The sequence below is a fragment of the Streptomyces sp. WM6372 genome, assembly GCF_001279655.1.
Taxonomy (GTDB): domain Bacteria; phylum Actinomycetota; class Actinomycetes; order Streptomycetales; family Streptomycetaceae; genus Streptomyces.
Map to the genome: position 1 here is coordinate 42,958 of NZ_LGDB01000192.1, position 22,778 is coordinate 65,735.

Annotated in this window: 24 protein-coding genes; 10 read left to right on the top strand and 14 right to left on the bottom strand. The window is 73.3% G+C overall.

Annotated elements, in window-relative coordinates:
* Nucleotides 1-25: 25 nt before the first annotated feature.
* Together ADK52_RS21990 and ADK52_RS21995 are read left to right on the top strand one after the other, a co-directional pair.
* Nucleotides 26-1,438 carry an aldehyde dehydrogenase family protein gene (locus tag ADK52_RS21990; protein WP_053691552.1) on the top strand — a complete coding sequence of 471 codons (1,413 nt, stop codon included), beginning with the start codon at nucleotides 26-28 and terminating at the stop codon, nucleotides 1,436-1,438.
* A 62-nt stretch (nucleotides 1,439-1,500) separates the two neighbouring features.
* Complete coding sequence (locus ADK52_RS21995) at nucleotides 1,501-2,580, top strand: Zn-dependent alcohol dehydrogenase (protein ID WP_053691553.1); 1,080 nt, start codon at nucleotides 1,501-1,503, stop codon at nucleotides 2,578-2,580.
* 18 nt (nucleotides 2,581-2,598) lie between these two features.
* Here the strand turns inward: ADK52_RS21995 and ADK52_RS22000 are convergent, their stop codons facing one another.
* Nucleotides 2,599-3,255 (bottom strand): TetR/AcrR family transcriptional regulator, encoded by a 657-nt coding sequence (locus tag ADK52_RS22000; protein ID WP_053691583.1) that lies wholly within the window; start codon nucleotides 3,253-3,255, stop codon nucleotides 2,599-2,601.
* A gap of 90 nt (nucleotides 3,256-3,345) precedes the next feature.
* Here ADK52_RS22000 and ADK52_RS22005 point away from each other — a divergent pair, with 90 nt between their 5' ends.
* The 3 genes from ADK52_RS22005 (at nucleotide 3,346) to ADK52_RS22015 (ending at nucleotide 5,626) form a co-directional block, all read left to right on the top strand.
* The gene (locus ADK52_RS22005; RefSeq protein WP_053691554.1) at nucleotides 3,346-4,497 is read left to right on the top strand and encodes an acyl-CoA dehydrogenase family protein; all 1,152 of its coding nucleotides are present in this window, start codon (nucleotides 3,346-3,348) and stop codon (nucleotides 4,495-4,497) included.
* Between the two features lie 71 nt (nucleotides 4,498-4,568).
* Nucleotides 4,569-4,859 (top strand): YiaA/YiaB family inner membrane protein, encoded by a 291-nt coding sequence (locus ADK52_RS22010; protein ID WP_030161828.1) that lies wholly within the window; start codon nucleotides 4,569-4,571, stop codon nucleotides 4,857-4,859.
* 119 nt (nucleotides 4,860-4,978) lie between these two features.
* Nucleotides 4,979-5,626 carry a TetR/AcrR family transcriptional regulator gene (locus ADK52_RS22015; protein ID WP_053691555.1) on the top strand — a complete coding sequence of 216 codons (648 nt, stop codon included), beginning with the start codon at nucleotides 4,979-4,981 and terminating at the stop codon, nucleotides 5,624-5,626.
* On the opposite strand, the gene ADK52_RS22020 is transcribed toward ADK52_RS22015, so the two are convergent.
* Complete coding sequence (locus ADK52_RS22020; protein ID WP_053691556.1) at nucleotides 5,617-6,078, bottom strand: MaoC family dehydratase; 462 nt, start codon at nucleotides 6,076-6,078, stop codon at nucleotides 5,617-5,619. The genes ADK52_RS22015 and ADK52_RS22020 overlap by 10 nt on opposite strands.
* 134 nt (nucleotides 6,079-6,212) lie before the next feature.
* Here ADK52_RS22020 and soxR point away from each other — a divergent pair, with 134 nt between their 5' ends.
* Complete coding sequence (gene soxR, locus ADK52_RS22025; protein WP_053691584.1) at nucleotides 6,213-6,656, top strand: redox-sensitive transcriptional activator SoxR; 444 nt, start codon at nucleotides 6,213-6,215, stop codon at nucleotides 6,654-6,656.
* Here soxR and ADK52_RS22030 read toward each other — a convergent pair.
* The 4 genes from ADK52_RS22030 to ADK52_RS22045 form a co-directional block, all read right to left on the bottom strand.
* Nucleotides 6,637-7,461: a 3-keto-5-aminohexanoate cleavage protein gene (locus ADK52_RS22030; protein WP_234344125.1), complete on the bottom strand. Its 825-nt coding sequence runs from the start codon at nucleotides 7,459-7,461 to the stop codon at nucleotides 6,637-6,639. The two genes, soxR and ADK52_RS22030, sit on opposite strands and share 20 nt — an antisense overlap.
* Nucleotides 7,458-8,084, bottom strand: coding sequence for a hypothetical protein (locus ADK52_RS22035; RefSeq protein ID WP_063783905.1), 627 nt, complete (start codon nucleotides 8,082-8,084; stop codon nucleotides 7,458-7,460). Before ADK52_RS22035 ends, ADK52_RS22030 begins: the two co-directional genes overlap by 4 nt.
* 151 nt (nucleotides 8,085-8,235) lie before the next feature.
* Nucleotides 8,236-9,612, bottom strand: a complete 1,377-nt coding sequence (locus tag ADK52_RS22040) for a hypothetical protein (protein WP_053691557.1) — start codon at nucleotides 9,610-9,612, stop codon at nucleotides 8,236-8,238.
* A gap of 165 nt (nucleotides 9,613-9,777) precedes the next feature.
* Entirely contained in the window at nucleotides 9,778-11,073 is a 1,296-nt protein-coding gene (locus tag ADK52_RS22045; RefSeq protein ID WP_053691558.1) for an exo-beta-N-acetylmuramidase NamZ domain-containing protein, read from the bottom strand.
* A 79-nt stretch (nucleotides 11,074-11,152) separates the two neighbouring features.
* Between ADK52_RS22045 and ADK52_RS22050 the strand changes: the two genes are divergently transcribed.
* The 3 genes from ADK52_RS22050 to ADK52_RS22060 all read left to right on the top strand — a co-directional run bounded on the left by ADK52_RS22050 (nucleotide 11,153) and on the right by ADK52_RS22060 (nucleotide 14,361).
* Complete coding sequence (locus tag ADK52_RS22050; protein ID WP_053691559.1) at nucleotides 11,153-11,932, top strand: SDR family oxidoreductase; 780 nt, start codon at nucleotides 11,153-11,155, stop codon at nucleotides 11,930-11,932.
* The gene (locus tag ADK52_RS22055) at nucleotides 11,929-13,677 is read left to right on the top strand and encodes a class I adenylate-forming enzyme family protein (protein ID WP_053691586.1); all 1,749 of its coding nucleotides are present in this window, start codon (nucleotides 11,929-11,931) and stop codon (nucleotides 13,675-13,677) included. Before ADK52_RS22050 ends, ADK52_RS22055 begins: the two co-directional genes overlap by 4 nt.
* A 78-nt stretch (nucleotides 13,678-13,755) precedes the next feature.
* On the top strand, nucleotides 13,756-14,361 hold the full coding sequence (locus ADK52_RS22060; protein WP_030163051.1) for a TetR/AcrR family transcriptional regulator: 606 nt from the start codon (nucleotides 13,756-13,758) through the stop codon (nucleotides 14,359-14,361).
* Nucleotides 14,362-14,370: 9 nt separating this feature from the next.
* Here the strand turns inward: ADK52_RS22060 and ADK52_RS22065 are convergent, their stop codons facing one another.
* From ADK52_RS22065 to ADK52_RS22100, 8 genes are all read right to left on the bottom strand, one after another.
* Nucleotides 14,371-15,570, bottom strand: coding sequence for a S8 family peptidase (locus tag ADK52_RS22065; protein ID WP_053691560.1), 1,200 nt, complete (start codon nucleotides 15,568-15,570; stop codon nucleotides 14,371-14,373).
* A 189-nt stretch (nucleotides 15,571-15,759) separates the two neighbouring features.
* A complete protein-coding gene (locus ADK52_RS22070; RefSeq protein WP_053691561.1) occupies nucleotides 15,760-16,989 on the bottom strand; it encodes an acyl-CoA dehydrogenase family protein in 1,230 nt (409 codons plus the stop codon).
* A 9-nt stretch (nucleotides 16,990-16,998) separates the two neighbouring features.
* The gene (locus tag ADK52_RS22075; protein WP_053691562.1) at nucleotides 16,999-18,075 is read right to left on the bottom strand and encodes a phosphotransferase family protein; all 1,077 of its coding nucleotides are present in this window, start codon (nucleotides 18,073-18,075) and stop codon (nucleotides 16,999-17,001) included.
* A gap of 154 nt (nucleotides 18,076-18,229) precedes the next feature.
* Nucleotides 18,230-19,141, bottom strand: coding sequence for an MBL fold metallo-hydrolase (locus ADK52_RS22080; protein WP_053691563.1), 912 nt, complete (start codon nucleotides 19,139-19,141; stop codon nucleotides 18,230-18,232).
* A 132-nt stretch (nucleotides 19,142-19,273) separates the two neighbouring features.
* The gene (locus ADK52_RS22085) at nucleotides 19,274-19,570 is read right to left on the bottom strand and encodes a hypothetical protein (protein ID WP_053691564.1); all 297 of its coding nucleotides are present in this window, start codon (nucleotides 19,568-19,570) and stop codon (nucleotides 19,274-19,276) included.
* 83 nt (nucleotides 19,571-19,653) lie between these two features.
* Entirely contained in the window at nucleotides 19,654-19,974 is a 321-nt protein-coding gene (locus ADK52_RS22090) for a DUF202 domain-containing protein (protein ID WP_053691565.1), read from the bottom strand.
* Entirely contained in the window at nucleotides 19,971-20,369 is a 399-nt protein-coding gene (locus tag ADK52_RS22095) for a YidH family protein (RefSeq protein WP_053691566.1), read from the bottom strand. The genes ADK52_RS22090 and ADK52_RS22095 overlap by 4 nt, the downstream gene beginning before the upstream one ends.
* A gap of 9 nt (nucleotides 20,370-20,378) precedes the next feature.
* Nucleotides 20,379-20,900 carry an NUDIX domain-containing protein gene (locus ADK52_RS22100; RefSeq protein WP_053691567.1) on the bottom strand — a complete coding sequence of 174 codons (522 nt, stop codon included), beginning with the start codon at nucleotides 20,898-20,900 and terminating at the stop codon, nucleotides 20,379-20,381.
* A gap of 85 nt (nucleotides 20,901-20,985) precedes the next feature.
* Between ADK52_RS22100 and ADK52_RS22105 the strand changes: the two genes are divergently transcribed.
* Complete coding sequence (locus ADK52_RS22105; protein ID WP_053691568.1) at nucleotides 20,986-22,641, top strand: FAD-binding dehydrogenase; 1,656 nt, start codon at nucleotides 20,986-20,988, stop codon at nucleotides 22,639-22,641.
* Nucleotides 22,642-22,778 lie beyond the last annotated feature (137 nt).

The following is a 22,778-nucleotide window of genomic DNA, read 5'->3' on the forward strand; positions in this document are numbered from 1 at the left end:
TTCGTGCGCGCTCGGGAGGAAAGCCATGAAGGCCCACGACGGGATGTACATCGACGGCGCGTGGCGGCCCGCCGCCGGACGCGAGCGGATCGAGGTGGTCAACCCGGCCGACGAGCAGGTCATCGCCGGGGTCCCGGCCGCGAACGCCGACGACGTGGACGCGGCCGTACGCGCGGCACGCGCCGCCTTCCCCGGCTGGGCGGCCACGGCTCCGGCCGAGCGGGCCGCCCTGATCGGGGCGCTCCGCGACGTGCTGGTCGCCCGCAAGGACGAGTTCGCCGAGATCATCACCGCCGAACTCGGCTCCCCGCGGGGCTTCTCGGAGATGGTCCACGTGGGCGCGCCGATCGCGGTGTCCTCCTCGTTCTCCGAGCTGGGGGCCTCGTACGCCTTCGAGGAGCGGATCGGCAACTCCACCGTGCTGCTGGAGCCGGTCGGCGTCGTCGGGGCCATCACGCCCTGGAACTACCCGCTGCACCAGATCGTTGCCAAGGTGGCACCCGCTCTCGCCGCCGGCTGCACCCTCGTCCTCAAGCCGGCCGAGGACACCCCGCTGACCGCACAGCTCTTCGCCGAAGCCGTGCACGAGGCGGGCATCCCGGCGGGCGTGTTCAACCTGGTGACCGGGACCGGCCCGGTCGCCGGACAGGCGCTGGCCGCGCACGAGGGAGTCGACCTCGTCTCCTTCACCGGCTCCACCGCGGTCGGCAAGCAGATCGGCGCCACGGCCGGCGCCGCCGTCAAGCGCGTCGCCCTCGAACTCGGCGGCAAATCGGCCAACGTCATCCTGCCCGGGGCCGACCTGGCCAAGGCCGTCGCGGCGGGCGTGGGCCACGTCATGAACAACTCCGGCCAGAGCTGCAACGCGCTCACGCGGATGCTCGTCCACCGCGACCAGTACGAGGAGGCCGTCTCGCTCGCGGCCGCCGCCGTCGCCAAGTACCCCTCGGGCGACCCCCGCGACCCGGGCACCCGCCTCGGCCCGGTCATCAACGCCAAGCAGCGCGACCGCATCCGCGGGTACATCACGAAGGGCGTCGAGGAGGGCGCGCGCCTCGTCGCCGGCGGCCCCGAGGCGCCGTACGAGCACGGGTACTTCATCGCCCCGACCGTGTTCGCCGACGTCACGCCCGAGATGACCATCGCGCAGGAGGAGATCTTCGGTCCGGTGCTGTCGATCCTCCCGTACGAGGACCGGGACGAGGCCCTGCGCATCGCGAACGGGACCGTGTACGGGCTGGGCGGCGCGGTCTGGGCGGCGGACGAGGAGACCGCGGTCGCCTTCGCGCGCCGCATGGACACCGGCCAGGTGGACATCAACGGCGGCCGCTTCAACCCGCTCGCGCCCTTCGGCGGCTACAAGCAGTCGGGCGTCGGCCGCGAGCTCGGCCCGCACGGCCTGGCCGAGTACCTCCAGACCAAGTCGCTGCAGTTCTGAGCCGCCCGCACCAGCTCCACGCCACCGCCTTGCACCCCTGAGCCCGAGAGACGGAATCGACCATGGTCCGCGCCGCCATCCTGCCCGCCGTCGGAGCCCCGCTGGAGATACGGGAGATCGTCCTGCCCGATCCCGGCCCCGGCCAGGTCCGGGTGCGGCTCGCCGCAGCCGGTGTCTGCCATTCCGACCTCTCCCTCACCGACGGCACCATGACGGTCCCCGTCCCCGCCGTCCTCGGCCACGAGGGCTCGGGGACGGTCCTCGCCGTCGGCGAGGGCGTCACCCACGTCGCCCCCGGCGACGGAGTGGTGCTCAACTGGTCCCCGTCCTGCGGGCAGTGCCACCACTGCTCGATCGGCGAGGTGTGGCTCTGCGCCAAGGCGCTCAGCGGGGTCGGGGCGGTCTACGCCCACGACGCCGGGGGGACCCCGCTGCACCCGGGGCTGAACGTGGCCGCGTTCGCCGAGGAGACGGTCGTCGCGGCCAACTGCGTGCTGCCCGCGCCCGCCGGGATCCCGCTCGCCGAGGCCGCGCTGCTCGGCTGCGCCGTCCTCACCGGCTACGGCGCGGTGCGCAACAGCGCCCGGGTGCGCCCCGGCGAGTCCGTCGCCGTCTTCGGAGTCGGCGGGGTCGGTCTGGCCGCCCTCCAGGCCGCGCGGATCGCCGAGGCGGGCCCGATCGTGGCCGTCGACGTCTCCCCGGCCAAGGAGGAGCTGGCCCGGGCGGCCGGGGCCACCGAGTTCGTACTCGCCTCCGACACCACCGCCAAGCAGATCCGCGCCCTCACCGGCGGACAGGGCGCGGACGTCGCCGTCGAGTGCGCGGGCCGGGCGGAGTCCATCCGCGGGGCCTGGGACTCCACCCGCCGCGGCGGGCGCACCACGGTGGTCGGCATCGGCGGCAAGGAGCAGAAGGTGAGCTTCCACGCCCTGGAGATCTTCCACTTCGCCCGCACCCTCACGGGCTGCGTCTACGGGAACAGTGACCCGGCGCGCGATCTCCCGCTGATCGCCGACCACGTCCGCGCGGGCCGCCTCGACCTCGGCTCCCTGGTCACCGACCGCATCACCCTGGACGGCATCCCGGCCGCCTTCGAGGCGATGCTCGCCGGCAAGGGCGGCCGCTCGCTCGTCGTGTTCTAGCCGGTGGCCGGCGGCCTTCTAGTCGTCGGCCACCCGGCTCGTCAACGCCTCGTGCTGGAGGGCCAGCCCGTCCAGCAGGGCGGCCAGGCCCGTCTCGAACGCGCCCTCGTCCACCTCGCGCCGGCGCTCGGCCAGCAGGTGGGCCTGGCCCAGGTGGGGGTAGTCCGACGGGTCGTATGCCGCCTCGTCGTCCACGAAACCCCCGGCGAACGAGCCCACCGCCGAGCCCAGGATGAAGTACCGCATCAGCGCGCCGATCCGCGTGGCCTGGGCCGGCGGCCAACCGGCCTCCGTCATCGCGCCGAACACCGCGTCCGCTACCCGCAGCCCCGCCGGGCGCCGGCCCGGGCCGCGCGCCAGCACCGGCACGATGTTCGGATGGTCGGACAGCGCGTCCCGGTACGAGTGGGCCCAGTCGTGCAGGGCGCCCCGCCAGTCCCGGCCCGCCCCCGGCTCGAACATCGACAAGTCGACCCGTGCGCTCACCGCGTCCGCGACCGCGTCCAGGATCTCGTCCTTCGTGCGGAAGTGGTTGTACAGCGACGGCCCGCTGACCCCCAGTGCGGCGGCCAGCCGCCGCGTCGACACCGCCTCCAGCCCCTCCGCGTCCACCAGCGCGCCCGCCGCTCCGACGATGAGGTCCCGGCTGAGGAGGGGCTTGCGCGGTCTGGCCATGCGCCACATAGTAGGGCCTGCCCGCCATAAACTACCGGTGCTAGTTAACCCTTCCGGGTCGACCCGCGCCGGACTGCCCGGAGGTGCCCGGTGAATCTGGAGCTGAGCGAGGAGCAGGAAGCCGTACGCCGGCTCGCCCGCGCGTTCACCGAGCGCGAGATCGTCCCGTACGCCGCCGACTGGGACCGCGCCGAGAGCGTCGACCGGGCCATCGTCAAGAAACTCGGCGACCTCGGCTTCCTCGGCCTGACCGTCCCCGAGGAGTACGGCGGCTCCGGCGGCGACCACCTCGCCTACGTCCTCGTCACCGAGGAACTGGGCCGCGGCGACTCCGCCGTGCGCGGCCTCGTCTCCGTCTCCCTCGGCCTGGTCGCCAAGACCCTCGCCGCCTGGGGGACCGAGGAGCAGAAGCGCGCCTGGCTGCCCCGCCTCTGCTCCGGCGAGGCGCTCGGCTGCTTCGGCCTGACCGAGCCCGGCACCGGCTCCGACGCGGGTGGCCTCACCACCCGCGCCGTGCGCGAGGGGGACGCGTACGTCATCAGCGGCAGCAAGATGTTCATCACCAACGGCACCTGGGCCGACGTGGTCCTCCTCTTCGCCCGCACGGGCGACGAGCCCGGCCACCGCGGGATCTCCGCCTTCCTCGTCCCCGCCGACACCCCCGGACTCACCCGCCGTGAGATCCACGGCAAGCTCGGCCTGCGCGGCCAGGCCACCGCCGAACTCGCCCTCGACGGGGTACGCGTCCCCGCCTCCGCGATGCTCGGCCCCGAGGGGAAGGGCTTCTCCGTGGCCATGTCGGCCCTCGCCAAGGGCCGGATGTCCGTCGCCGCCGGGTGCGTCGGCATCGCGCAGGCGGCGCTGGACGCGGCCGTCTCGTACGCCGCCCAGCGCGAGCAGTTCGGCAAGCCCATCGCCCACCACCAGCTGGTCCAGGAGCTGATCGCCGACATCTCGGTCGACGTGGACGCGGCCCGGCTGCTGACCTGGCGGGTCGCCGACCTCGTCGACCGCGGTCAGCCCTTCGCCACCGAGTCCTCCACCGCCAAGCTCTTCGCCTCCGAGGCCGCGGTGCGGGCCGCGGGCAACGCCCTCCAGGTGCACGGCGGTTACGGCTACATCGACGAGTACCCGGCCGGCAAACTGCTGCGCGACGCCCGCGTGATGACCCTGTACGAGGGCACCAGCCAGATCCAGAAGCTGCTGATCGGCCGCGCCCGTACCGGAGTGTCCGCCTTCTGAGCGCGCGTCTGAGTACGCATCTGAGTACGTGCGCGGAGGTGTCCGCGGCCGCGCCGCCCGATGCTGGGCCCATGAGTGAGACACCGGTCAAGCAGCGCAACTCGGCGGCGTACTACGGTCAGTCCGTCGCGTCCTTCGCCATCGCCATCTGTGCCGTCGCCGTGGGGATCTACCACCTCCAGGTGGACGGCTGGGTCCGCGCCTTTCTCGGCATCGCGGTCCTCTACCTCACCACCTCGGCCTTCACCCTCGCCAAGGTGATCCGGGACCGTCAGGAGCTCACCCAGATCGTCACCCGGGTCGACCAGGCCCGGATGGAGAAGATCATGGCCGACTACGACCCCTTCCAGCCGAAGGTCTGAGGCCCGAGGCCGCGGCCCGGGTCCGGGGCCGGCTCCGAGGCCCGGAGCCAAGTCGGCTAAGCGCTTGCTCACCCTCCGGTAAGGTGTTCCTTCCACAGGACGAAGAGGGTGAGCGAGCGATGGACAGCGCGGAGGAGACGACCGCCGGCTACCGGCCGTGGTCGGAGGTCACCCCCGACGCCGCGCGGCGGCTGCTCGTCGCCGCCGTCGAAGCGTTCGCGGAGCGCGGGTACCACGCCACCACCACACGTGACATCGCAGGACGGGCCGGCATGAGTCCGGCCGCGCTCTACATCCACTACAAGACCAAGGAAGAGCTGCTCCACCGGATCAGCCGGATCGGCCACGACAAGGCCCTGGAGATCCTGGAGACCGCCGCTTCCGGCCCGGGTTCGGCCGCCGAGCGGCTCGACGCCGCCGTACGGTCCTTCGTGCTGTGGCACGCCGCGCACCACACCACCGCGCGCGTGGTCCAGTACGAGCTGGACGCCCTCGCCCCGGAGCACCGCTCCGAGATCGTGGCCCTGCGCCGGCAGAGCGACGCCGCCGTACGCCGCATCCTCGCCGACGGGGTCGCGGCCGGGGAGTTCGACGTTCCGGACGTCCCCGGCACCACCCTCGCCGTCCTGTCCCTCTGCATCGACGTGGCCCGCTGGTTCAACGCGGCCGGCCGCCGCACGCCCGACCAGGTCGGCGCGCTCTACGCCGACCTCGTCCTGCGCATGGTGGGAGCCGCCCCGGACGGATCCGGTACGCCTCAGAAGTAGTAGCGGGACACCGACTCGGCGACGCACACCGGCTTGTCGCCGCCCTCGCGCTCGACCGTGACCGTCGCCGTGACCTGGACGCCGCCGCCCGCCTCCGTGACCTCCGTGATCACGGCGGTGGCGCGCAGCCGCGAGCCGACCGGGACGGGAGCCGGGAAACGCACCTTGTTCGTGCCGTAGTTGATGCCCATCTTCATGCCCTCGACCCGCATGATCTGCGGGACCAGGCTCGGCAGCAGCGACAGCGTCAGATAGCCGTGGGCGATGGTGGAGCCGAAGGGTCCGCCCGCGGCCCGCTCCGGGTCCACGTGGATCCACTGGTGGTCGCCGGTGGCATCGGCGAACAGGTCGATCCGCTTCTGGTCCACCTCCAGCCACCCGCTCGGACCGAGCGGTTCCCCGATCCCCGCGCGCAGTTCCTCGGCGGACGTGAAGATCCTCGGCTCGGCCATGCGTCTCCCTCTCCCTGGCGATGTCAGGCGAATAAGCGCTTGCTCAGTGCGCTGCTCAGCATGGTGGGGCCGCATGTATCTGTCAACGACACGTCTGTCAACGAATGTCGGACCGGCCGACTACCCTCGGCCTCGTGCCGCAGATTCCCGAGAAAGTCCACGAGCTCACCGTCGGCCAGCTGTCCGCCCGCAGCGGCGCGGCCGTCTCCGCGCTGCACTTCTACGAGACCAAGGGCCTGATCAGCAGCCGCCGTACCACCGGCAACCAGCGTCGCTACAGCCGTGACGCACTGCGCCGGGTGGCCTTCGTACGCGCCGCCCAGCGCGTGGGCATCCCGCTCGCCGCCATCCGCGACGCACTCGCCCAGCTCCCCGAGGAGCGCACCCCCAACCGCGAGGACTGGGCCCGGCTTTCGGAGACCTGGCGCGCCGAGCTCGACCATCGGATCAGCCGGCTGGCGCGCCTGCGCGACCACCTGACCGACTGCATCGGCTGCGGCTGCCTCTCGCTGAAGAACTGCGCCCTGTCCAACCCGGACGACGTCTTCGGAGAGCAGCTCACCGGCTCCCGGTTGTAGCGGCCGCCGCGCTGCCCACGATCGCGCGGGCCGCCGCCACCAGCTCGGCGTTCGACCGCGCCGGCCGGCCGTCCGGCAGGTGCCGTACGTCGCCCAGGCCGGTCCGCGCTCCCGCACCGCACCGTGCGGCCAGCCGCAGCACCGGCCAGGCGGCGGCCTCCCGCCCGAACAGCAGCAGCGGTACCGGCGGCAGCCACCGCAGCCCCGCCACCAGCGCCGGATCGGCCGCGGCCAGCTCCACCGCGAGCCGGATCCGCGCCGGGTCCCGTACCGGCCAGGCCAGGAACCGAGCCAGCGGCCCGGCCCCCGGCTCGGTCCCGGCCCCGGTCTCCGGCTCGGCGCCCCGCCCGGCCCCGGCCTCCCCGCCCAGCGGAACCACCGCGTCCACCGCCACGCCCCGCGCCAGCAGGGCCTGTGCCAATTCCTCGGCCCCCGGCTCCGCGAAATGCACCACCGCCCGGTCCGGCAGCACCGTCCACGACCGGACCCGCTCCAGCCGCCCCGCCGGATCGGGCTCGGCCCCGATCCCCGCGGACACCGAAAGCGGTACGGAGACCCCCGCGCCCCGCACCGCCTCCAGCAGCGGCCCCACGACCCGGGGCGACAGGCTCTCCCGGCCGCACGGGGTCCGCGGATGGACCAGCACCTCCCCGGCCCCGGCGGCCACCGCCGCCAGCGCCGACTCCACCACGTCCGGCGGGGACAGGGGCACGGCGCCGCCGTCGACGGCACCGCGCGCCCCGTTCAGCGACACCAGGACCGAAACCGGATCCGGCCCCGGCGCCCCCGGCTCCCGCAGGCTCACGCCGCCCCCGCCGAAGCCGGGTCCGCCACCGAAACCGCGTCCGCCAGCGCCGGCCTCGGGACGACGATCCCGCAACCCGCACACACCGGACCGTCCCAGGCCCACGCACCCTCCCAGGTGCGATGCCCCGCGCGGGGCCCCCGTCTCTGCCCCGGCCCGTGCGCGGGCCAGCGCAGCTCCTGCTCCCCGCAGACCGGGCACCCCGTCCCCGGCTCCGACTCCAGCGCCGCGACCAGCCGCCGCAGCACCTCGCCCAGCGTCCCGTCCGGCCGCACCCCCGGATCGGCGCACCGCACCACCGCATCCCCGCTGCCGCCCCACGCCCACTCCGGCCGGCGCAGCCCGTGGTGCTTCTCCCGCCGGCGCCGCTCCGCGAACTGCCGCTCGTACTCCAGCCAGACCGCCCGCGCGTCCTCCAGCTCCTCCAACGCCGCCACCAGCCGCTGCGGATCGGCCGCCCGGTCCTCGGGGGCTATCCCGTGCCGGTCGCACAGGTGCCACCACGTCGCCCGGTGCCCGTACGGAGCGAACCGCTCCAGGCAGCGGCGCAGCGAATGGCGCCGCAGGGCACGGTCATTGCGTGCGTCCCGCACCTGGTACGCCAGACTTCGGAATCCCGCCATCACACCTTCACCTCCGTCGCGCCCACGCCCGCACCGGGGGGCGTCGTACTACGTCGAACGACGACGCACCGTGAGATGTGCCCAACATGCCCGGCCAGGTGCGGGCGCATGCGGGGGCGGTCGAGGCGTACGGGTGGCACATGGCCGGAACTCAGCGCCCCATGCGCCCCGCAGCAACCACGAGCCGGGCCAGCTCCTCGTGGCAGATGTCACTGTGCGCCCCCGACGGGGGACCGCCGCGGCGCACCACGGACCCGGTGTCCACGCTGACGCAACCGGCCTCCGGGATGCCCGCGCGCAGGGCCGCGTCCAGGGTGAGCCGCGGCGCGCCCGGCACCGCCTGCACCCCGTCATGACCGATCGCGCCCCACCGCTCGTCGAAGCCGAGGAGACCGGCCGAATCCCCTGCCATCCGGGAGGCCAGCGGATAGAAGACCTTGAGGGCCGAGTCGTACGGGGAGTGGCAGGCGAGCACCGGGCCGTCGACCCTGCGCTGCATCCCGCGCAGGGCGCCGCCGCTGCCCTTGTCGTGGGGGAGCCGGTCGGTGAAGGCGTAGTGGGAGAAGGCCCCCTGGAGCAGCGTCGCGGATTTCACGTACCGGGCGCCGTCCGGCACCGCGCGCAGCGAGAAGGACACCACCCGGGCCCCGAAGCTGTGGCCGATCAGATGGATCCGCAGGGCCGGGCGGCGGCCCGCGAGTTCGGCCAGCACCGGGCCGAGGCCGCGCTCGCCGACGACTCCGGCCCGCTTCTTCATCTGGTAGTACGTGGCCTGCCGCAGCAGCTCCTTGGCGCCGTTCCACAGCGCGCGCAGACCGCCGCCGAGGGAGAAACCGGGCTCGGCGGCGCCCCCGACCGGCGCGCCCGCCTCGGCCAGCCCCTCCGTGAAGGCGCGGCACACCTCCAGCACGTCCAGCGTGAAGATGGCGGGCACGTCCCGTACGACCGGCCCGGCGACGGCGACGGCGGCGGCCGCGCCCGCCGGATCGACGGCGCCCCCCGCATCCCCCGCGCCCCCGCCGCCCCCCGCGTCCACCACGTCCACGCCCGCCAGCTCCCGTACCAGCGCCCCGAACTCGGTGAACGCCGCCGCCGAATCCGGCCGCTCCTCCAGCAGTTCGGCGACCCGGTCCAGTTCCGCCACCCGCCCCGGCCAGAACTCCCCGAGCGCCCGCAGCGTGGCGGGGTCCAGGGCCGTCCCGTGGCCCGGCTCGGCGAGCGCGCCGTGGGGGTCGAAGTCCGGTATCGGCTCGTCCGAGAACCGGATCGAGGGCCAGACGACGCCCACGTACCCCAGCCGCACCCCTGGCCCCACCAGCCCCGGGAAGGGCGCGTAGAAGCGGTCGAAGAGCCGGGTCGAGGTCGACCGGTCGCTGTTCCAGCCGTGCGCGAAGACCAGCAGGTCGGTGGCTTCGAGGGCGGCCACCGCATCCTGGGTGCCCTGGTCCACGTCACCGTCCGCGTCGAAGGTCAGCTCCGCGTACGGACCGACCCCGATCCCGCCCGCCGCCGCCGTTGCATCCGACATGAGGTCCCCCTCCGCGCCGTCTCTCCGGTGCCGTCCAGCATCCTGCTGCCGCGCTTACCCGGCCAGACCCCTGCCGACCACGGATTCACGAGGATTCACACGGATCCACGAGGATGCTCACGGATCCACGCGCATGCTCACGGATCCCCACGGCCCGCGCGGGTTTCACGGATAGAGCAGGTACCGCCCCCGCACCGCCGCGAACCGCTCCAGCCCCGCCGCCCAGTCGCCCGCGATCTCCTCCACCCCCGCCCCCGCGTCCACCATCTTCCGGACCCGGTCCGATCCGGTCAGCTGGTCGATCCAGTGGTCCGTGCGCCACGCGAAGCCGCTCCAGGTCCGCTTCGCGGTCACCAGCAGCCCGATCCCGGCCCGTACCGGATCGAAGGCCGCCCGGTCGTGCACGATCAGCCGGACCCCGCCGCACACCTTCCCGGTGAACTTCGAGAAGGTGGGCGTGAACCAGGCCTCCCGGAACCACACCCCCGGCAGCCCCAGCGCCTGCGCCGCCTCGGCCCACCGCCGGTCCGTCCCCTCCGCGCCGACCACCTCGAACGGCGTGGTCGTCCCGCGCCCCTCGGACAGGTTGGTGCCCTCGAACAGGCAGGTGCCGGCGTACGCGAGGGCCGTGTCCGGCGTCGGCACGTTCGGGCTGGGCGGCACCCAGGGCAGTCCCGTCGCCCCGAAGAACGAGTCCCGCCGCCACCCGGTCATCCGTACGATGCTCAGCCTGACCGGTTTCGCCGCCAGGAACTCCGCGTTGAACAGCAGGGCCAGCTCGGCCACGGTCATCCCGTGCGCGAGCGCGATCGGCTCGCGGCCCACGCCGCTCGCGTACGCGCGCTCCAGGACGGGTCCGGCGGCCCCCCGGCCGCCCACCGGGTTCGGCCGGTCCAGTACGACCACGGCCTTGCCGGCCAGCGCGGCCGCGCGCATGCAGTCGTACAGGGTCCAGATGTAGGTGTAGAAGCGCGCCCCGACGTCCTGGATGTCGAAGACGACCGTGTCGATCCCGGCCGCCGTGAACACGTCCGCGAGGTTCTGCCCGCTCTTGCCGTACGTGTCGTACACCGGCAGCCCCGTCGCCGGATCGCGCCCGGCCGACTCGGAGTCGCCCGCCTGCGCCGTGCCGCGGAACCCGTGCTCCGGCCCGAACACCGCCACCAGGTCCACCCGGGCGTCCTCGTGCAGTACGTCGACCAGGTGGCGGGCGTCGGCGGTGATCCCGGTGGGGTTGGTGACGACCCCCACCCGCCGGCCGGCGAGCACCTCGTAGCCATCCGCGGCGAGCTGCTCGAAGCCCGTGCGCACCCGGTCGCCGGTGGCCGGCGCGGGACCCGGAGCCGGAGCCGCGGCCACGCCCGCCACCCGCCCGGGCGGCGCCGCACCCACCGCCCCCAGCGTCCCCAAGGCCCCCGTCGTACCCGCCAGTCCCAGCAGCCCCCGTCGCGACAGCGTCATCCGGCCACGCTAGACGTCGGCCCTCTTCCACCCCGACATACCGACCGGTTAGTCTGCCGGGCATCCGGCCGTGAACGCCATGAAAGGTGATCCCGTGAGCGCGTACCAGGACCAGCGAGTCGTCGTCACCGGCGCGGGCGGCGGCATCGGCGCCGCCCTCGCCCGCCGCTTCGCCGCCGAGGGGGCCACGGTGGTGGTCAACGACCTCGACGCCGCCAAGGCCGCCGCCGTGGCGGGCGGGATCGGGGCCAGGGCGATCGCCGTCCCGGGAGACGCGTCGACCGTCGTGGCCGAGGCCCGCGAGGCCCTCGGCGGCAGCGTGGACGTCTACTGCGCGAACGCCGGACTCGGCTCGGGCGGCGACGCGTTCGCCGACGAGGCCGTGTGGGAGGCGGCCTGGGACACCAACGTCATGGCGCACGTCCGCGCGGCCCGGCTGCTGCTGCCGGACTGGCTGGAGCGCGGGAGCGGGCGCTTCGTGTCCACCGTCTCGGCCGCGGGACTGCTGACCATGATCGGGGCGGCGCCGTACAGTGTCACCAAGCACGGTGCGCTCGCCTTCGCGGAGTGGCTCTCGCTGACCTACCGCCACCGCGGCGTGGAGGTCCACGCCATCTGCCCGCAGGGGGTGCGCACCGACATGCTGACGGCCGCGGGCTCGGCGGGCGAACTCGTCCTCGCGCCGACCGCGATCGAGCCGGAAGCGGTTGCGGACGCACTGTTCGACGGCATGGAGAAGGGCCGGTTCTTGATCCTCCCGCACCCCGAGGTCGCGGACTACTACGCCGCCCGCGCCACCGAACCGGACCGCTGGCTCACCGGCATGAACCACATCCAGCAGAAGTGGGAGACCAGGTGACGCGGCCGGACCCGTCCTCCCGCTACGCCGCCAAGCCGTGGCTGGGACTGCTCAGCCCGGCCCAGCGCGCCCCCGTCTCCCCGCCGCCGAGCCTGCTGCACGCCTTCCGCGACGCCGTCGCCCGGGCCCCCGGGCGCACCGCGCTGGCCTACTTCGACGGCCGCATCGGGTACGCGGAGACCGACGCGCTCTCCGACTCCGTCGCCGGCCACCTCGCCGCGCACGGCATCGGGCGCGGGGACCGCGTCGCCGTCATGCTCCAGAACACCCCGCACTTCGTGCTCGCCGTCCTGGCCGCGTGGAAGGCCGGGGCGGTGGTCGTCCCGCTCAACCCCATGTACAAATCGGGCGAGATCGGGCACATCCTGCGTGACTCCGGGGCCGTCGCACTGGTCTGCGGAGACCGCGCGTGGACGTCGTACGTGGCCGGCGCGGTCCGCGACACGGCCGTACGGGTCGCCCTGACCGCCTCGGACCGGGACTTCCAGACCCGGAACGACCCGCGCGTCTTCACCCCCGCGGAACCGGCCCCCGCAGAGCCGGCCGCGGCGGAACCGGCCCCCGCGGAACCGGCCCCCGCCGGCCCGGACCCCATCGGGCCGGCCCCCGCCACCCCCGTGGTCGCGGCCGACCTCACCGCCGTGGCCCGCCGGGGCCACCCCACCCCGCCGGACCCCGGCCTCACGGCCGCCGACACCGCGCTCATCAGCTACACCTCCGGCACCAGCGGCACCCCCAAGGGCGCCATGAACCCGCACGGCGCGCTCACCCACAACGCCGTCCGCCAGGTCACCGGGCACCCGCTCCCCGAGGGCGCCACCTACTTCGCCCTCGCCCCCCTCTTCCACATCACCGGCATGGTCTGCGAGCTCGGCGCCTGCTTCGCCAACGCCGGCACCCTCGTCCTCGCCCACCGCTTCGACGCCGGCGTCGTCCTCGACGCCTTCCTGGCGCACCGCCCCGCCTACACCGTCGGCCCGGCCACCGCCTTCATGGCCCTCGCCGCCCACCCCGGGGCCACCGCCGACCACTTCGCCTCGTTCCAGGTGCTCTCCTCCGGCGGCGCCCCGCTCCCGCCCGCCCTCGTCGAACGGCTCCGCTCCGCCTTCGGCTTCTACCTGCGCAACGGCTACGGCCTCACCGAGTGCACCGCCCCCTGCGCCTCCGTGCCCGTACACCTCGAAGCCCCGGTGGACCCCGTCTCCGGCACCCTCTCGGTGGGCCTGCCCGGCGCCGACACGCTCGTACGGATCCTGGACGAGCACGGCGCCGAGGTGCCCTTCGGCGAGAGCGGCGAGATCGCCGTCCGCGGACCCCAGGTCGTCCCCGGCTACTGGGGGCTGCCGGCGGACACGGCCAAGGCCTTCCCGGACGGCGAACTGCGCACCGGCGACGTCGGGTTCATGGACGCGGACGGCTGGCTCTACGTCGTCGACCGCAAGAAGGACATGATCAACGCCTCCGGGTTCAAGGTCTGGCCGCGCGAGGTCGAGGACGTGCTCTACACCCACCCCGCCGTGCGCGAGGCGGCCGTGGTCGGCGTCCCCGATCCGTACCGCGGCGAGAGCGTGAAGGCGTACGTGAGCCTGCGCCCCGGCGCCTCGGCACGGCCGCAGGAGCTGTCCGCTTACTGCGCCGCCCGCCTCGCCGCGTACAAATACCCGCGCCAAGTGGAGATCCTGCCTGTCCTGCCGAAGACGACGAGTGGCAAGATCCTGCGACGGGAACTGCGCGACCGAGGCTGAAAACAGCCGTACGGTCGTACAGCCGCTCGCACAGCTGGTCGTACGGACCAGGGGAACAGGGAAGGGAAGGTCAGCGCCATGGCTGCCAGGACCACGGAGCCCGAAGGCACGCACGAGACCCCGGTGCCGCAGCGGCTGCTGGCCGTCGCCACCCGGCTCTTCGCCGAGCGCGGCTACGACCGCACCTCCGTCCAGGAGATCGTCGAAGCCGCCGGGGTCACCAAGGGCGCGCTCTACCACTACTTCGGGTCCAAGGACGACCTGCTGCACGAGGTGTACGCGCGGATGCTGCGCCGCCAGCAGCAGCGCCTCGACGCGGTGGCCGATTCCGGCGCACCGGTCGAGGAGCGGCTGCGCGCCGCCGCCGCCGACGTGGTGGTCACCACCATCGAGAACCTCGACGACGCGGCGATCTTCTTCCGGTCGATGCACCAGCTCAGTCCGGAGAAGTTCAAGCAGGTACGGGCGGAGCGCCGGCGCTACCACGAGCGGTTCCGGGCGCTGGTCGAGGAGGGCCAGCGCACCGGGGTGTTCTCCACCGCCACCCCCGCGGACCTGGTGGTGGACTACCACTTCGGCTCCGTCCACCACCTGTCCACCTGGTACCGGGCGGACGGTCCGCTCACGCCGCAGCAGGTCGCCGATCACCTCGCCGACCTGCTGCTGCGCGCCCTTCGCCCGTAGCGGGAACCGCTACGGGGCCACCTTCAGCAGCTTGTTCGCGGTGCCCGCCGAGGGGTTGGTCACCGCGCCGCTCGTGGCCGCGGCCGTCAGCGCCGCGGCCGTCTGCGCCGGGGTCGCGGACGGGTGCCCGGCCAGGTAGACCGCCGCGGCCCCCACCACGTGCGGGGTGGCCATGGAGGTGCCGGAGATGGTCTTCGTACCGGTGTCGCTGTCGTTCCAGTCGGACGTGATGTCCGAACCCGGCGCGTACAGGTCGACCACGGAGCCGAAGTTCGAGAACGAGGACTGCGCGTCGTCGATGGTGCTCGACGCCACGGTGATCGCCTCGGGAACCCGCGAGGGCGAGCCCTGTCCGGCGTCGGCCGACTCGTTGCCCGCCGCGACCGCGAAGGTGACACCCGAGGCGATCGCCCGGCGCACCGCCTCGTCGAGGGCCTCGTCCGCGCCCCCGCCCAGGCTCATGTTGGCCACCGAGGGCCCCGAGTGGTGCTGGGTGACCCAGTCGATCCCGGCGACCACCTGCTCGGTCGTGCCGGAGCCGTTGTCGTCCAGCACCCGCACCGCGACCAGCTTCGCCTTCTTGGCGACGCCGTGCGCGGTCCCCGCTATGGTGCCGGCGACGTGCGTGCCGTGGCCGTTGCCGTCGTCGGCCTTGTCGTCGTTGTCCACCGCGTCGAACCCGGACGTGGCGCGGCCGCCGAAGTCCTTGTGGGTCGTCCGTATGCCGGTGTCGATGACGTACGCCGTCACGCCCTCGCCGGCGCTGTCGGGATAGCTGTACTTCTTGTCGCCCGTCTTGGCCGTCTGGTCGATCCGGTCCAGACCCCATGAAGGCGGGTTGTCCTGGGTGGCCTTGATGGTGAACTTCTTGTTCTGCACGACCTTGCCGACGGCCGGGTCCGCGGCGAGCCGCTTGGCCTCGGTCTCGCTCAGGCCCGCGGCCGAGAAGCCGTTGACCCCGGAGCTGTACGTGCGCTTCAGCTCGCCGCCGTACTTCTTGACCAGCTGTTCCTTGTTCGCGGATGCGTCGAGGATGACGACGTAACTACCGCTGATCGCACCGGGTGCGCCCAGCCCGTACACCGTGCCCTCGGCCGGTGTCGCCGCCCCCGCTAAGGGGCTGGCGATCAGGGCCACGGCGGCCGCCGCGGCGGCTCCCGTGCCGACCGCCGCGTACCGGAAAGTGCGCGAGCGCTTGTGAGTTGCCATCTGGAGAGTTCTCCTCTTGCTGACGTGTGGGGCGTCAAACTTTCTGGAGAACCCTGTTCCGATTGACAGGCGCAAATCAAGAACGTACCGGCGGTTCGGGGTTGTTCAACAAGGTTTCTTAAAAGGCCCCCCGCACCGCCTCCACGTCGTACATGAGTTCGCGCGAACTCCTGCACGATTCCCACACGTTCACGAGCGGCCCGCGTACTTCTTCAGCTCCCGGTGCGCCAGCGAGCGCTGGTGCACCTCGTCCGGGCCGTCCGCGAGGCGCAGCGTCCGCGCCGCCGCCCACAGTTCGGCCAGCGGGAAGTCCTGGCTCACCCCGCCCGCGCCGTGCAGCTGCACCGCGTCGTCCAGGATCCGCACCACCGCCCGAGGGGTCGCGATCTTGATGGCCTGGATCTCGGTGTGCGCACCCCGGTTGCCGACCGTGTCCATCAGCCAGGCCGTCTTCAGCACCAGCAGGCGCAGCTGCTCCACCGTGACCCGGGCGTCCGCGATCCAGTTCTGTACGACTCCCTGTGCGGCCAGCTCCTTGCCGAAGGCCGTACGGCCCACCGCGCGCCGGCACATCAGCTCGATGGCCCGCTCCGCCATGCCGATCAGCCGCATGCAGTGGTGGATCCGGCCCGGGCCGAGCCGGGCCTGGGCGATCGCGAAGCCGGCGCCCTCCTCGCCGATCAGGTTCGCGGCCGGCACCCGGGCCCCGTCGAAGACCACCTCGGCGTGACCGCCGTGGTCGTGGTCCTCGTACCCGTAGACCGTCATCGCCCGGCGCACCTCGACACCCGGGGTGTCGCGCGGGACCAGGATCATCGACTGCTGGCGGCGCGGATCGGCGCCGTCCGGGTCGGTCTTGCCCATGACGATGAAGATCTTGCAGTCCGGGTTCATGGCTCCGGAGATGAACCACTTGCGGCCGGTGACCACGTACTCGGCCCCGTCCGCCGAACGCTCGATCCGGGTCTCGATGTTCGTCGCGTCCGAGGAGGCCACCTCCGGCTCGGTCATCGCGAAGGCGGACCGGATCTCACCCGCCAGCAGCGGCTCCAGCCACTGCTTCTGCTGCTCCTCGCTGCCGAACTGCGCGAGCAGCTCCATGTTCCCGGTGTCCGGGGCCGCGCAGTTGGTCGCCATCGGCGCCAGGTGCGGGCTGCGGCCGGTGATCTCGGCGAGGGGGGCGTACTGGAGGTTGGTGAGCCCGGCGCCGTGCTCGGCATCCGGCAAGAAGAGGTTCCACAGGCCCTGACGGCGCGCCTCGGCCTTCAGTTCACCGAAGACGGCCGGGGTGTCCCAGGGCGAGGCCAGCCGCGCGCGCTGCTCGGCGGCGACGGGTTCCGCCGGGTACACGTACTCGTCCATGAACGCGAGGAGCCGCTCGCGGAGTTCCTCGGTCCGTGCGTCGAATGCGAAGTCCATGGGTGTGTCTCAGCCTTCCTGGCCGTTCCGGAACGTACGAGGGGACTGCAGGGTGGTCAGGCCGTGCTCGATGAAGACCGGGACCAGATCGCCGATCCGGTCGAAGCCCGCGCCCACCGTCTGCCCGAGCGTGTAGCGGTAGTGGATGCCCTCGAGGATCACCGCGAGCTTGAACCAGGCGAAGGCGGTGTACCAGGCGATCGCGCCGGTGTCCCGGCCGGAGCGGGCGGCGTACCGCTCGATCAGCTCGGCCGGAGCCGGGTGGCCGGGAGCGCCGCTCGTCGTGCTGACCGGTGAATCCGTCAGCCCCAGGTCCGAGCTGTACATCACCAGCAGCCCGAGGTCGGTCAGCGGATCGCCGAGCGTGGACATCTCCCAGTCCAGCACCGCCCGGATCGTGTCGTCCGGACCGCCGATCAGCACGTTGTCCAGCCGGAAGTCCCCGTGCACCACGGTCGGGGCGGGGGAGGCGGGCAGGGAGCGGCCGAGCGCGGCGTGCAGCTCGTCGATGCCCGCGAGCTCGCGCCCCCGGGAAGCGTCGAGCTGCTTGCCCCAGCGCCGCAGCTGGCGGTCGAGGAAGCCCTCGGGCCGGCCGAAGTCGCCCAGGCCCACCGCCTCCGGATCCACCGCGTGCAGGTCCACCAGGGTGTCCACCAGGCCCAGTACCGCCCGCCGGGTGCGCTCGGGGCCGAGCTCCGCGAGCTGGTCGGCGCTCCGGTACGGGACCCCCTCCACGTACTCCATCACGTAGAACGGCGCCCCGAGGACCGACTCGTCCTCGCACAGGAGCACCGGCTCGGGCACCGGCACGGCCGTGCCGTGCAGCGCCCGGATCACCCGGTGCTCGCGCTTCATGTCGTGCGCCGTGGCCAGGACGTGGCCGAGCGGCGGACGGCGCACGACCCAGCGGCCGGTCCCGTCGGTGATCTCGTACGTGAGGTTCGACCGGCCTCCTTCGATCAGGCGGCCGCGCAGCGCCCCGGCCACGAGCCCGGGCCGCGCCCGGCCGAGATGACCGCGCAGCCGCTCCAGGTCGAGGCCCGGGGGGCCGGCCGAAGCGGACGCTGACGCTGACGCTGAGGTCATGGTGCGCACCTCCGTACGGAGTGAACGGGACGGGACGAACGAGAGACATCATGCCGACCAGTCGGTATGTCGTCCAGTGTGCCGGGCATACGCGTGCGGGCCGGAGGGAAAACCTCCGGCCCGCACGCGGATCAGGACGGCCGCCGCACGCGCGTCACGCGTGACACAGGATCGGCGTCCCGCCGTTCATCACGGTCATGTCCTGGAGCACCGCCAGTATGTTCAGCGGCTCCCCCTCCGGTTCCCCGGCCAGCTCCGCGTACGCCCGGTGCAGGTTCGCCACCAGCCGCTCGCTCTCCCGCCAGGCCGCGAACTCGCCGAGATCGGCCTTCCGCGCCGCCTCCAGCGGGGTCAGCCCCTCGGCCCTGCCCTCCCGGGCCAGCTCGGCCACGTACCGCAGATAGCGCTCGGTGGCCTCGTACGCGGACGGGTCCGTCAGCGGCCCGTGGCCCGGTACGACGGTCTCCGCGCCCAGCGAGCGCAGCAGCTCCAGCGCCCGCAGCGAACCGGCGAGCGAGCCCATCGCCAGGAACGGCGTGCCCTCGGCGAAGACCAGGTCGCCGGTGAAGACGATCCGCTGCCGCGGCAGGAACACGATCGAGTCCCCGGTGGTGTGCGCGACGCCCGGGTGGATGACCTGGACCTCCGTCTCGCCGAGGTGGAGGGTCATCCGGTCGTTGTACGTGAGGTCCGGCGCGGTGATCTCGACCGAGCCGAAGTCGGTGGTCGGCCAGATCAGCTCCAGCTGGTGCCCGGCCGCGATCTGCTCCGTGCGCGCGTTGTCGTGCCCGAGGACCAGGGCCTCGGGGGCGAAGACGGCGTTGCCGTACGTGTGGTCGCCGTGGTGGTGGGTGTTGACCACCGTGCGCGGCAGCGGCACCCCGGCCGCCACGACCGCCTCGCGCAGGGCCAGGGCCCGCCGCTCGGTGGCCGCGGTGTCGATGAGCAGGGTCCGGCCGCCGTCGGTCACGAAGCCGGCGTTGTTCAGGCACCAGCCCCCGTCCGGCTGGACGTAGGCGTACACCCCGGTCGCGGGCTGGACGAGGTACGGCTCTTCGGCGGTCATGAGTGCTCTCCCCGGGTCGCTCTGACAAGCGGTCAGCATCCTGCCAGTCGCGGCGGCGCCGGGGGAGGGCGGGGGTCGGCCGGTCGGCCCGCGGATCAGCCGGTCGGCCGACGGCGGTGACTCGGGCGGCGGTCAGTGGTCGTCGTAGTGGCCGTCGTGCTCGGCGTGCCGGTGCCCGTCGTGCACGTAGTCCACGTGGTCGCCGTGCCGCACGGCCTCGTGCCCGCAGGCCGGCCCGTGGGCATGGTCGTGGTCCTCGTGGGCGGCGTGCCCCGCGGGCTCGCACTCGTCCCAGTGCCCCGCGTGCTCGCGGTGCAGGTGGCCGTCGTGCGCGTAGTCGACGTGGTCCCCGTGGGACACCTCGGTGTGGCCGCAGTCGGGGCCGTGGGCGTGCGCGTGCGTGGGGTGTTCCCGGTGCATGGTCGTCATGGCGCCGAGGCTAGTGCGGAACATCCCTTATCGCCTGTTGTGTACCGATCGGCACGCACAAGCCGGATCATCCGATCGGCAGCTCAGAAGATGACCGCCACCGCGAACACCGCCAGCCCCACCGTGCAGGCCACCGCCGCCAGCGCCCACCGGGGAGCGAGCCCCGGCGGCCGGTCCGCCGCCAGCTGCCGCACCCGCCGGTGCGCGATCCCCAGGAAGGCCAGCCAGATCAGTGCGATCACCGCGGCCCCGACCACCTCCACCGGCGAGCCCGACCCGCGCAGCGCCGTGCGCAGCGCCAGCACCGCCGTCACCGAGCACGCCAGCGTCGTACGCCGCCACGCGAGCCGGGTCCGCTCGGGCTGGAGCCCCGCGTCGCGGCCCGCCCTGCCGGAGGCCGTCACCGCCCGCTCGTCCAGCCCATCAGCACCACCAGCATCATCGACACCGCGACCAGCCCCACCCCCAGGCTCAGCACCACCGGGAACCGGGAGACCGGCAGGTCCTCGCCCCGCCGCATCGCCCGCTCGCACCGCACCCAGTGGTTCACCGCCCGCAGCGCGCAGGCGGCGCCCACCGCGAGCAGCGCGAGGGACATGCCGACCCGCACCCCCCAGCGCAGGTCCGGCAGGAACTGGTCCACCGCGAACCCGCCGCCCACCAGGGCGAGGGCGGTGCGGATCCAGGCCAGGAAGGTCCGCTCGTTGGCCAGCGAGAACCGGTAGTCGGGGGTCTCGCCCTCGTCCCTCACCCGCTGCGGCGCGAACCAGAGGCGCACGTCCTTGACGAAGTCGATCACCTGGTCAATCTACTGGCGGGACTCCCGGTGCGCGCGCAGCCGCCGGTACGCCTCCAGCCCGTCCGGCACCCATTCCCAGGCCCCGTCCGCGACCCGCCCCGCCAGCTCCTCCTCGGAGAGCCACGCGTGCCAGGCCACCTCCGACTCCTGCGGCCGTACCGGCGGCTCGCAGCGCACCTCGTGCACGTACGACCACCAGGCCCCGCCCGGGCCCTCGTACAGGAACTTGAACAGCGGCACCGGCTGCGCCAGCCCGGCCACGCCCAGCTCCTCCTCGGCTTCGCGCAGCGCGGCCTCGGCGTAGCTCTCGCCGGCGCCCACCACCCCGCCCACGAACATGTCGTAAGCGGACGGGAAGACCAGCTTCGTCGCCGTCCGCCGGTGCACGAAGATCCGCCCCAGCGCGTCCCTGGCCTGCACGAACACGCACCGGTGGAGCAGTCCGCCCGCGTACACCTCGCCCCGCGGCGCCCGCCCGGTCACCCGGTCGTCCCGGTCCACCACGTCCAGTACCTCATCAGCAGCACTCACACGGCTCATCCAACCACCGCTGTTGACTGGTTACCGCTCCGTAGCCAAGGATCTGCCCCACCACCGACCGGAGGACGGGTTCGCCATGACGTACGACGCAGACGTGATCGTGATCGGTGCGGGGCTCGCCGGCCTCGTGGCCACCGCCGAGCTCGTCGACGCGGGCCGCAAGGTCATCCTGCTCGACCAGGAGCCCGAGCAGTCGATCGGCGGCCAGGCGCACTGGTCCTTCGGCGGGCTGTTCTTCGTCGACTCGCCCGAACAGCGGCGGATGCGGATCAAGGACACCCGTGAGCTCGCCCTCCAGGACTGGCGCGGCACCGCCGGTTTCGACCGCGAGGAGGACGCCTGGCCGCGCCGGTGGGCCGAGGCGTACGTCGACTTCGCGGCCGGCGAGAAGCGGCCCTGGCTGCACGCCCAGGGCGTCCGCTTCTTCCCGGTGGTCGGCTGGGCCGAACGCGGTGGCTACGACGCGAACGGCCACGGCAATTCCGTTCCCCGCTTCCACATCACCTGGGGCACCGGGCCGGGCCTCGTCGCCCCCTTCGAGCGGCGCGTCCGCGCCGGGGTGGCCCGCGGCCTGGTCCAGCTCCGCTTCCGCCACCGGGTCACCGGAATCGCCCGCACGGCCGGCGCCCTGGACACCGTGACGGGCGAGGTCCTGGAGCCCTCCGACGCCGTACGAGGCACCGCGAGCGGCCGCGAGAGCACCGGGGCCTTCTCCCTCCGGGCCCAGGCGGTGATCGTGACCAGCGGCGGCATCGGCGGCAACCACGACCTCGTGCGCAAGCAGTGGCCGGCCCGGCTCGGCACCCCGCCGCAGCGGATGCTCTCCGGGGTCCCGGCGCACGTGGACGGCCTGATGCTCGGCATCGCGGAGGAGGCCGGGGCCAGCCACATCAACAAGGACCGGATGTGGCACTACACCGAGGGCATCGCGAACTGGAACCCGATCTGGTCCCGGCACGGCATCCGCATCCTGCCCGGCCCGTCCTCGCTCTGGCTGGACGCCACCGGCAAGCGGCTGCCCGTACCGCTCTTCCCCGGGTTCGACACCCTCGGCACCCTCGACCACATCATGAAGACCGGCCACGACCACACCTGGTTCGTCCTCAACCAGCGCATCATCGGCAAGGAGTTCGGACTCTCGGGCTCCGAGCAGAACCCGGACCTGACCGGCAAGTCGGTCCGTGACGTCATCGACCGGGCGCGGCAGGCCGTACCGGGGCCGGTGAAGGCCTTCATGGAGCACGGCGCGGACTTCGTCGTCGAACGCGACCTCGCCTCGCTGGTGCGCGGCATGAACGCGGTCACCAAGGAGGGCCTGCTCGACGAGGAGACCGTCCGCCGGGAGGTCGTGGCCCGGGACCGGGAGATCGCCAACCCCTTCACCAAGGACCTCCAGGTGACGGCCATCCACGGCGCCCGCAAGTACCTCGGCGACAAGCTGATCCGCACCGCCGCCCCGCACCGGATCCTCGACCCGAAGGCGGGCCCGCTGATCGCCGTACGGCTCTCCGTCCTGACCCGCAAGTCCCTGGGCGGCCTGGAGACCGACCTGTCCTCCCGGGTCCTCACCGGGTCCGGCGAGCCGCTGCCCGGCCTGTACGCGGCGGGCGAGGCGGCCGGCTTTGGCGGCGGCGGGGTCCACGGCTACCGCGCCCTGGAGGGCACCTTCCTCGGCGGCTGCATCTTCTCGGGCCGCGCGGCGGGCCGCGCCGCGGCCAAGGCGGTGGGCTAGACACCCCTGGAGGGGGATGCCCGGCCGGGCCGCGGCAGACGCTCGACGGCGCGGAAGCGTTCCGCGAGGACCCGGCCGGCCGACCCGTCGTCGAGGTCTGCGCCGCCGCGGTGGCCGTGAAGGTGTGGAAACGCGCC

Excerpts from the sequence above, each read along its gene's own strand:
- ADK52_RS21990 (WP_053691552.1), top strand. The coding sequence starts at position 26 with ATGAAGGCCCACGACGGGATGTACATCGACGGCGCGTGGCGGCCCGCC.
- ADK52_RS21995 (WP_053691553.1), top strand. The coding sequence starts at position 1,501 with ATGGTCCGCGCCGCCATCCTGCCCGCCGTCGGAGCCCCGCTGGAGATA.
- ADK52_RS22000 (WP_053691583.1), bottom strand. The coding sequence starts at position 3,255 with ATGGCCAGACCGCGCAAGCCCCTCCTCAGCCGGGACCTCATCGTCGGA.
- ADK52_RS22010 (WP_030161828.1), top strand. The coding sequence starts at position 4,569 with ATGAGTGAGACACCGGTCAAGCAGCGCAACTCGGCGGCGTACTACGGT.
- ADK52_RS22015 (WP_053691555.1), top strand. The coding sequence starts at position 4,979 with ATGGACAGCGCGGAGGAGACGACCGCCGGCTACCGGCCGTGGTCGGAG.
- ADK52_RS22020 (WP_053691556.1), bottom strand. The coding sequence starts at position 6,078 with ATGGCCGAGCCGAGGATCTTCACGTCCGCCGAGGAACTGCGCGCGGGG.
- ADK52_RS22035 (WP_063783905.1), bottom strand. The coding sequence starts at position 8,084 with ATGGCGGGATTCCGAAGTCTGGCGTACCAGGTGCGGGACGCACGCAAT.
- ADK52_RS22040 (WP_053691557.1), bottom strand. The coding sequence starts at position 9,612 with ATGTCGGATGCAACGGCGGCGGCGGGCGGGATCGGGGTCGGTCCGTAC.
- ADK52_RS22045 (WP_053691558.1), bottom strand. The coding sequence starts at position 11,073 with ATGACGCTGTCGCGACGGGGGCTGCTGGGACTGGCGGGTACGACGGGG.
- ADK52_RS22050 (WP_053691559.1), top strand. The coding sequence starts at position 11,153 with ATGAAAGGTGATCCCGTGAGCGCGTACCAGGACCAGCGAGTCGTCGTC.
- ADK52_RS22060 (WP_030163051.1), top strand. The coding sequence starts at position 13,756 with ATGGCTGCCAGGACCACGGAGCCCGAAGGCACGCACGAGACCCCGGTG.
- ADK52_RS22065 (WP_053691560.1), bottom strand. The coding sequence starts at position 15,570 with ATGGCAACTCACAAGCGCTCGCGCACTTTCCGGTACGCGGCGGTCGGC.
- ADK52_RS22070 (WP_053691561.1), bottom strand. The coding sequence starts at position 16,989 with ATGGACTTCGCATTCGACGCACGGACCGAGGAACTCCGCGAGCGGCTC.
- ADK52_RS22075 (WP_053691562.1), bottom strand. The coding sequence starts at position 18,075 with ATGACCTCAGCGTCAGCGTCAGCGTCCGCTTCGGCCGGCCCCCCGGGC.
- ADK52_RS22080 (WP_053691563.1), bottom strand. The coding sequence starts at position 19,141 with ATGACCGCCGAAGAGCCGTACCTCGTCCAGCCCGCGACCGGGGTGTAC.
- ADK52_RS22085 (WP_053691564.1), bottom strand. The coding sequence starts at position 19,570 with ATGACGACCATGCACCGGGAACACCCCACGCACGCGCACGCCCACGGC.
- ADK52_RS22105 (WP_053691568.1), top strand. The coding sequence starts at position 20,986 with ATGACGTACGACGCAGACGTGATCGTGATCGGTGCGGGGCTCGCCGGC.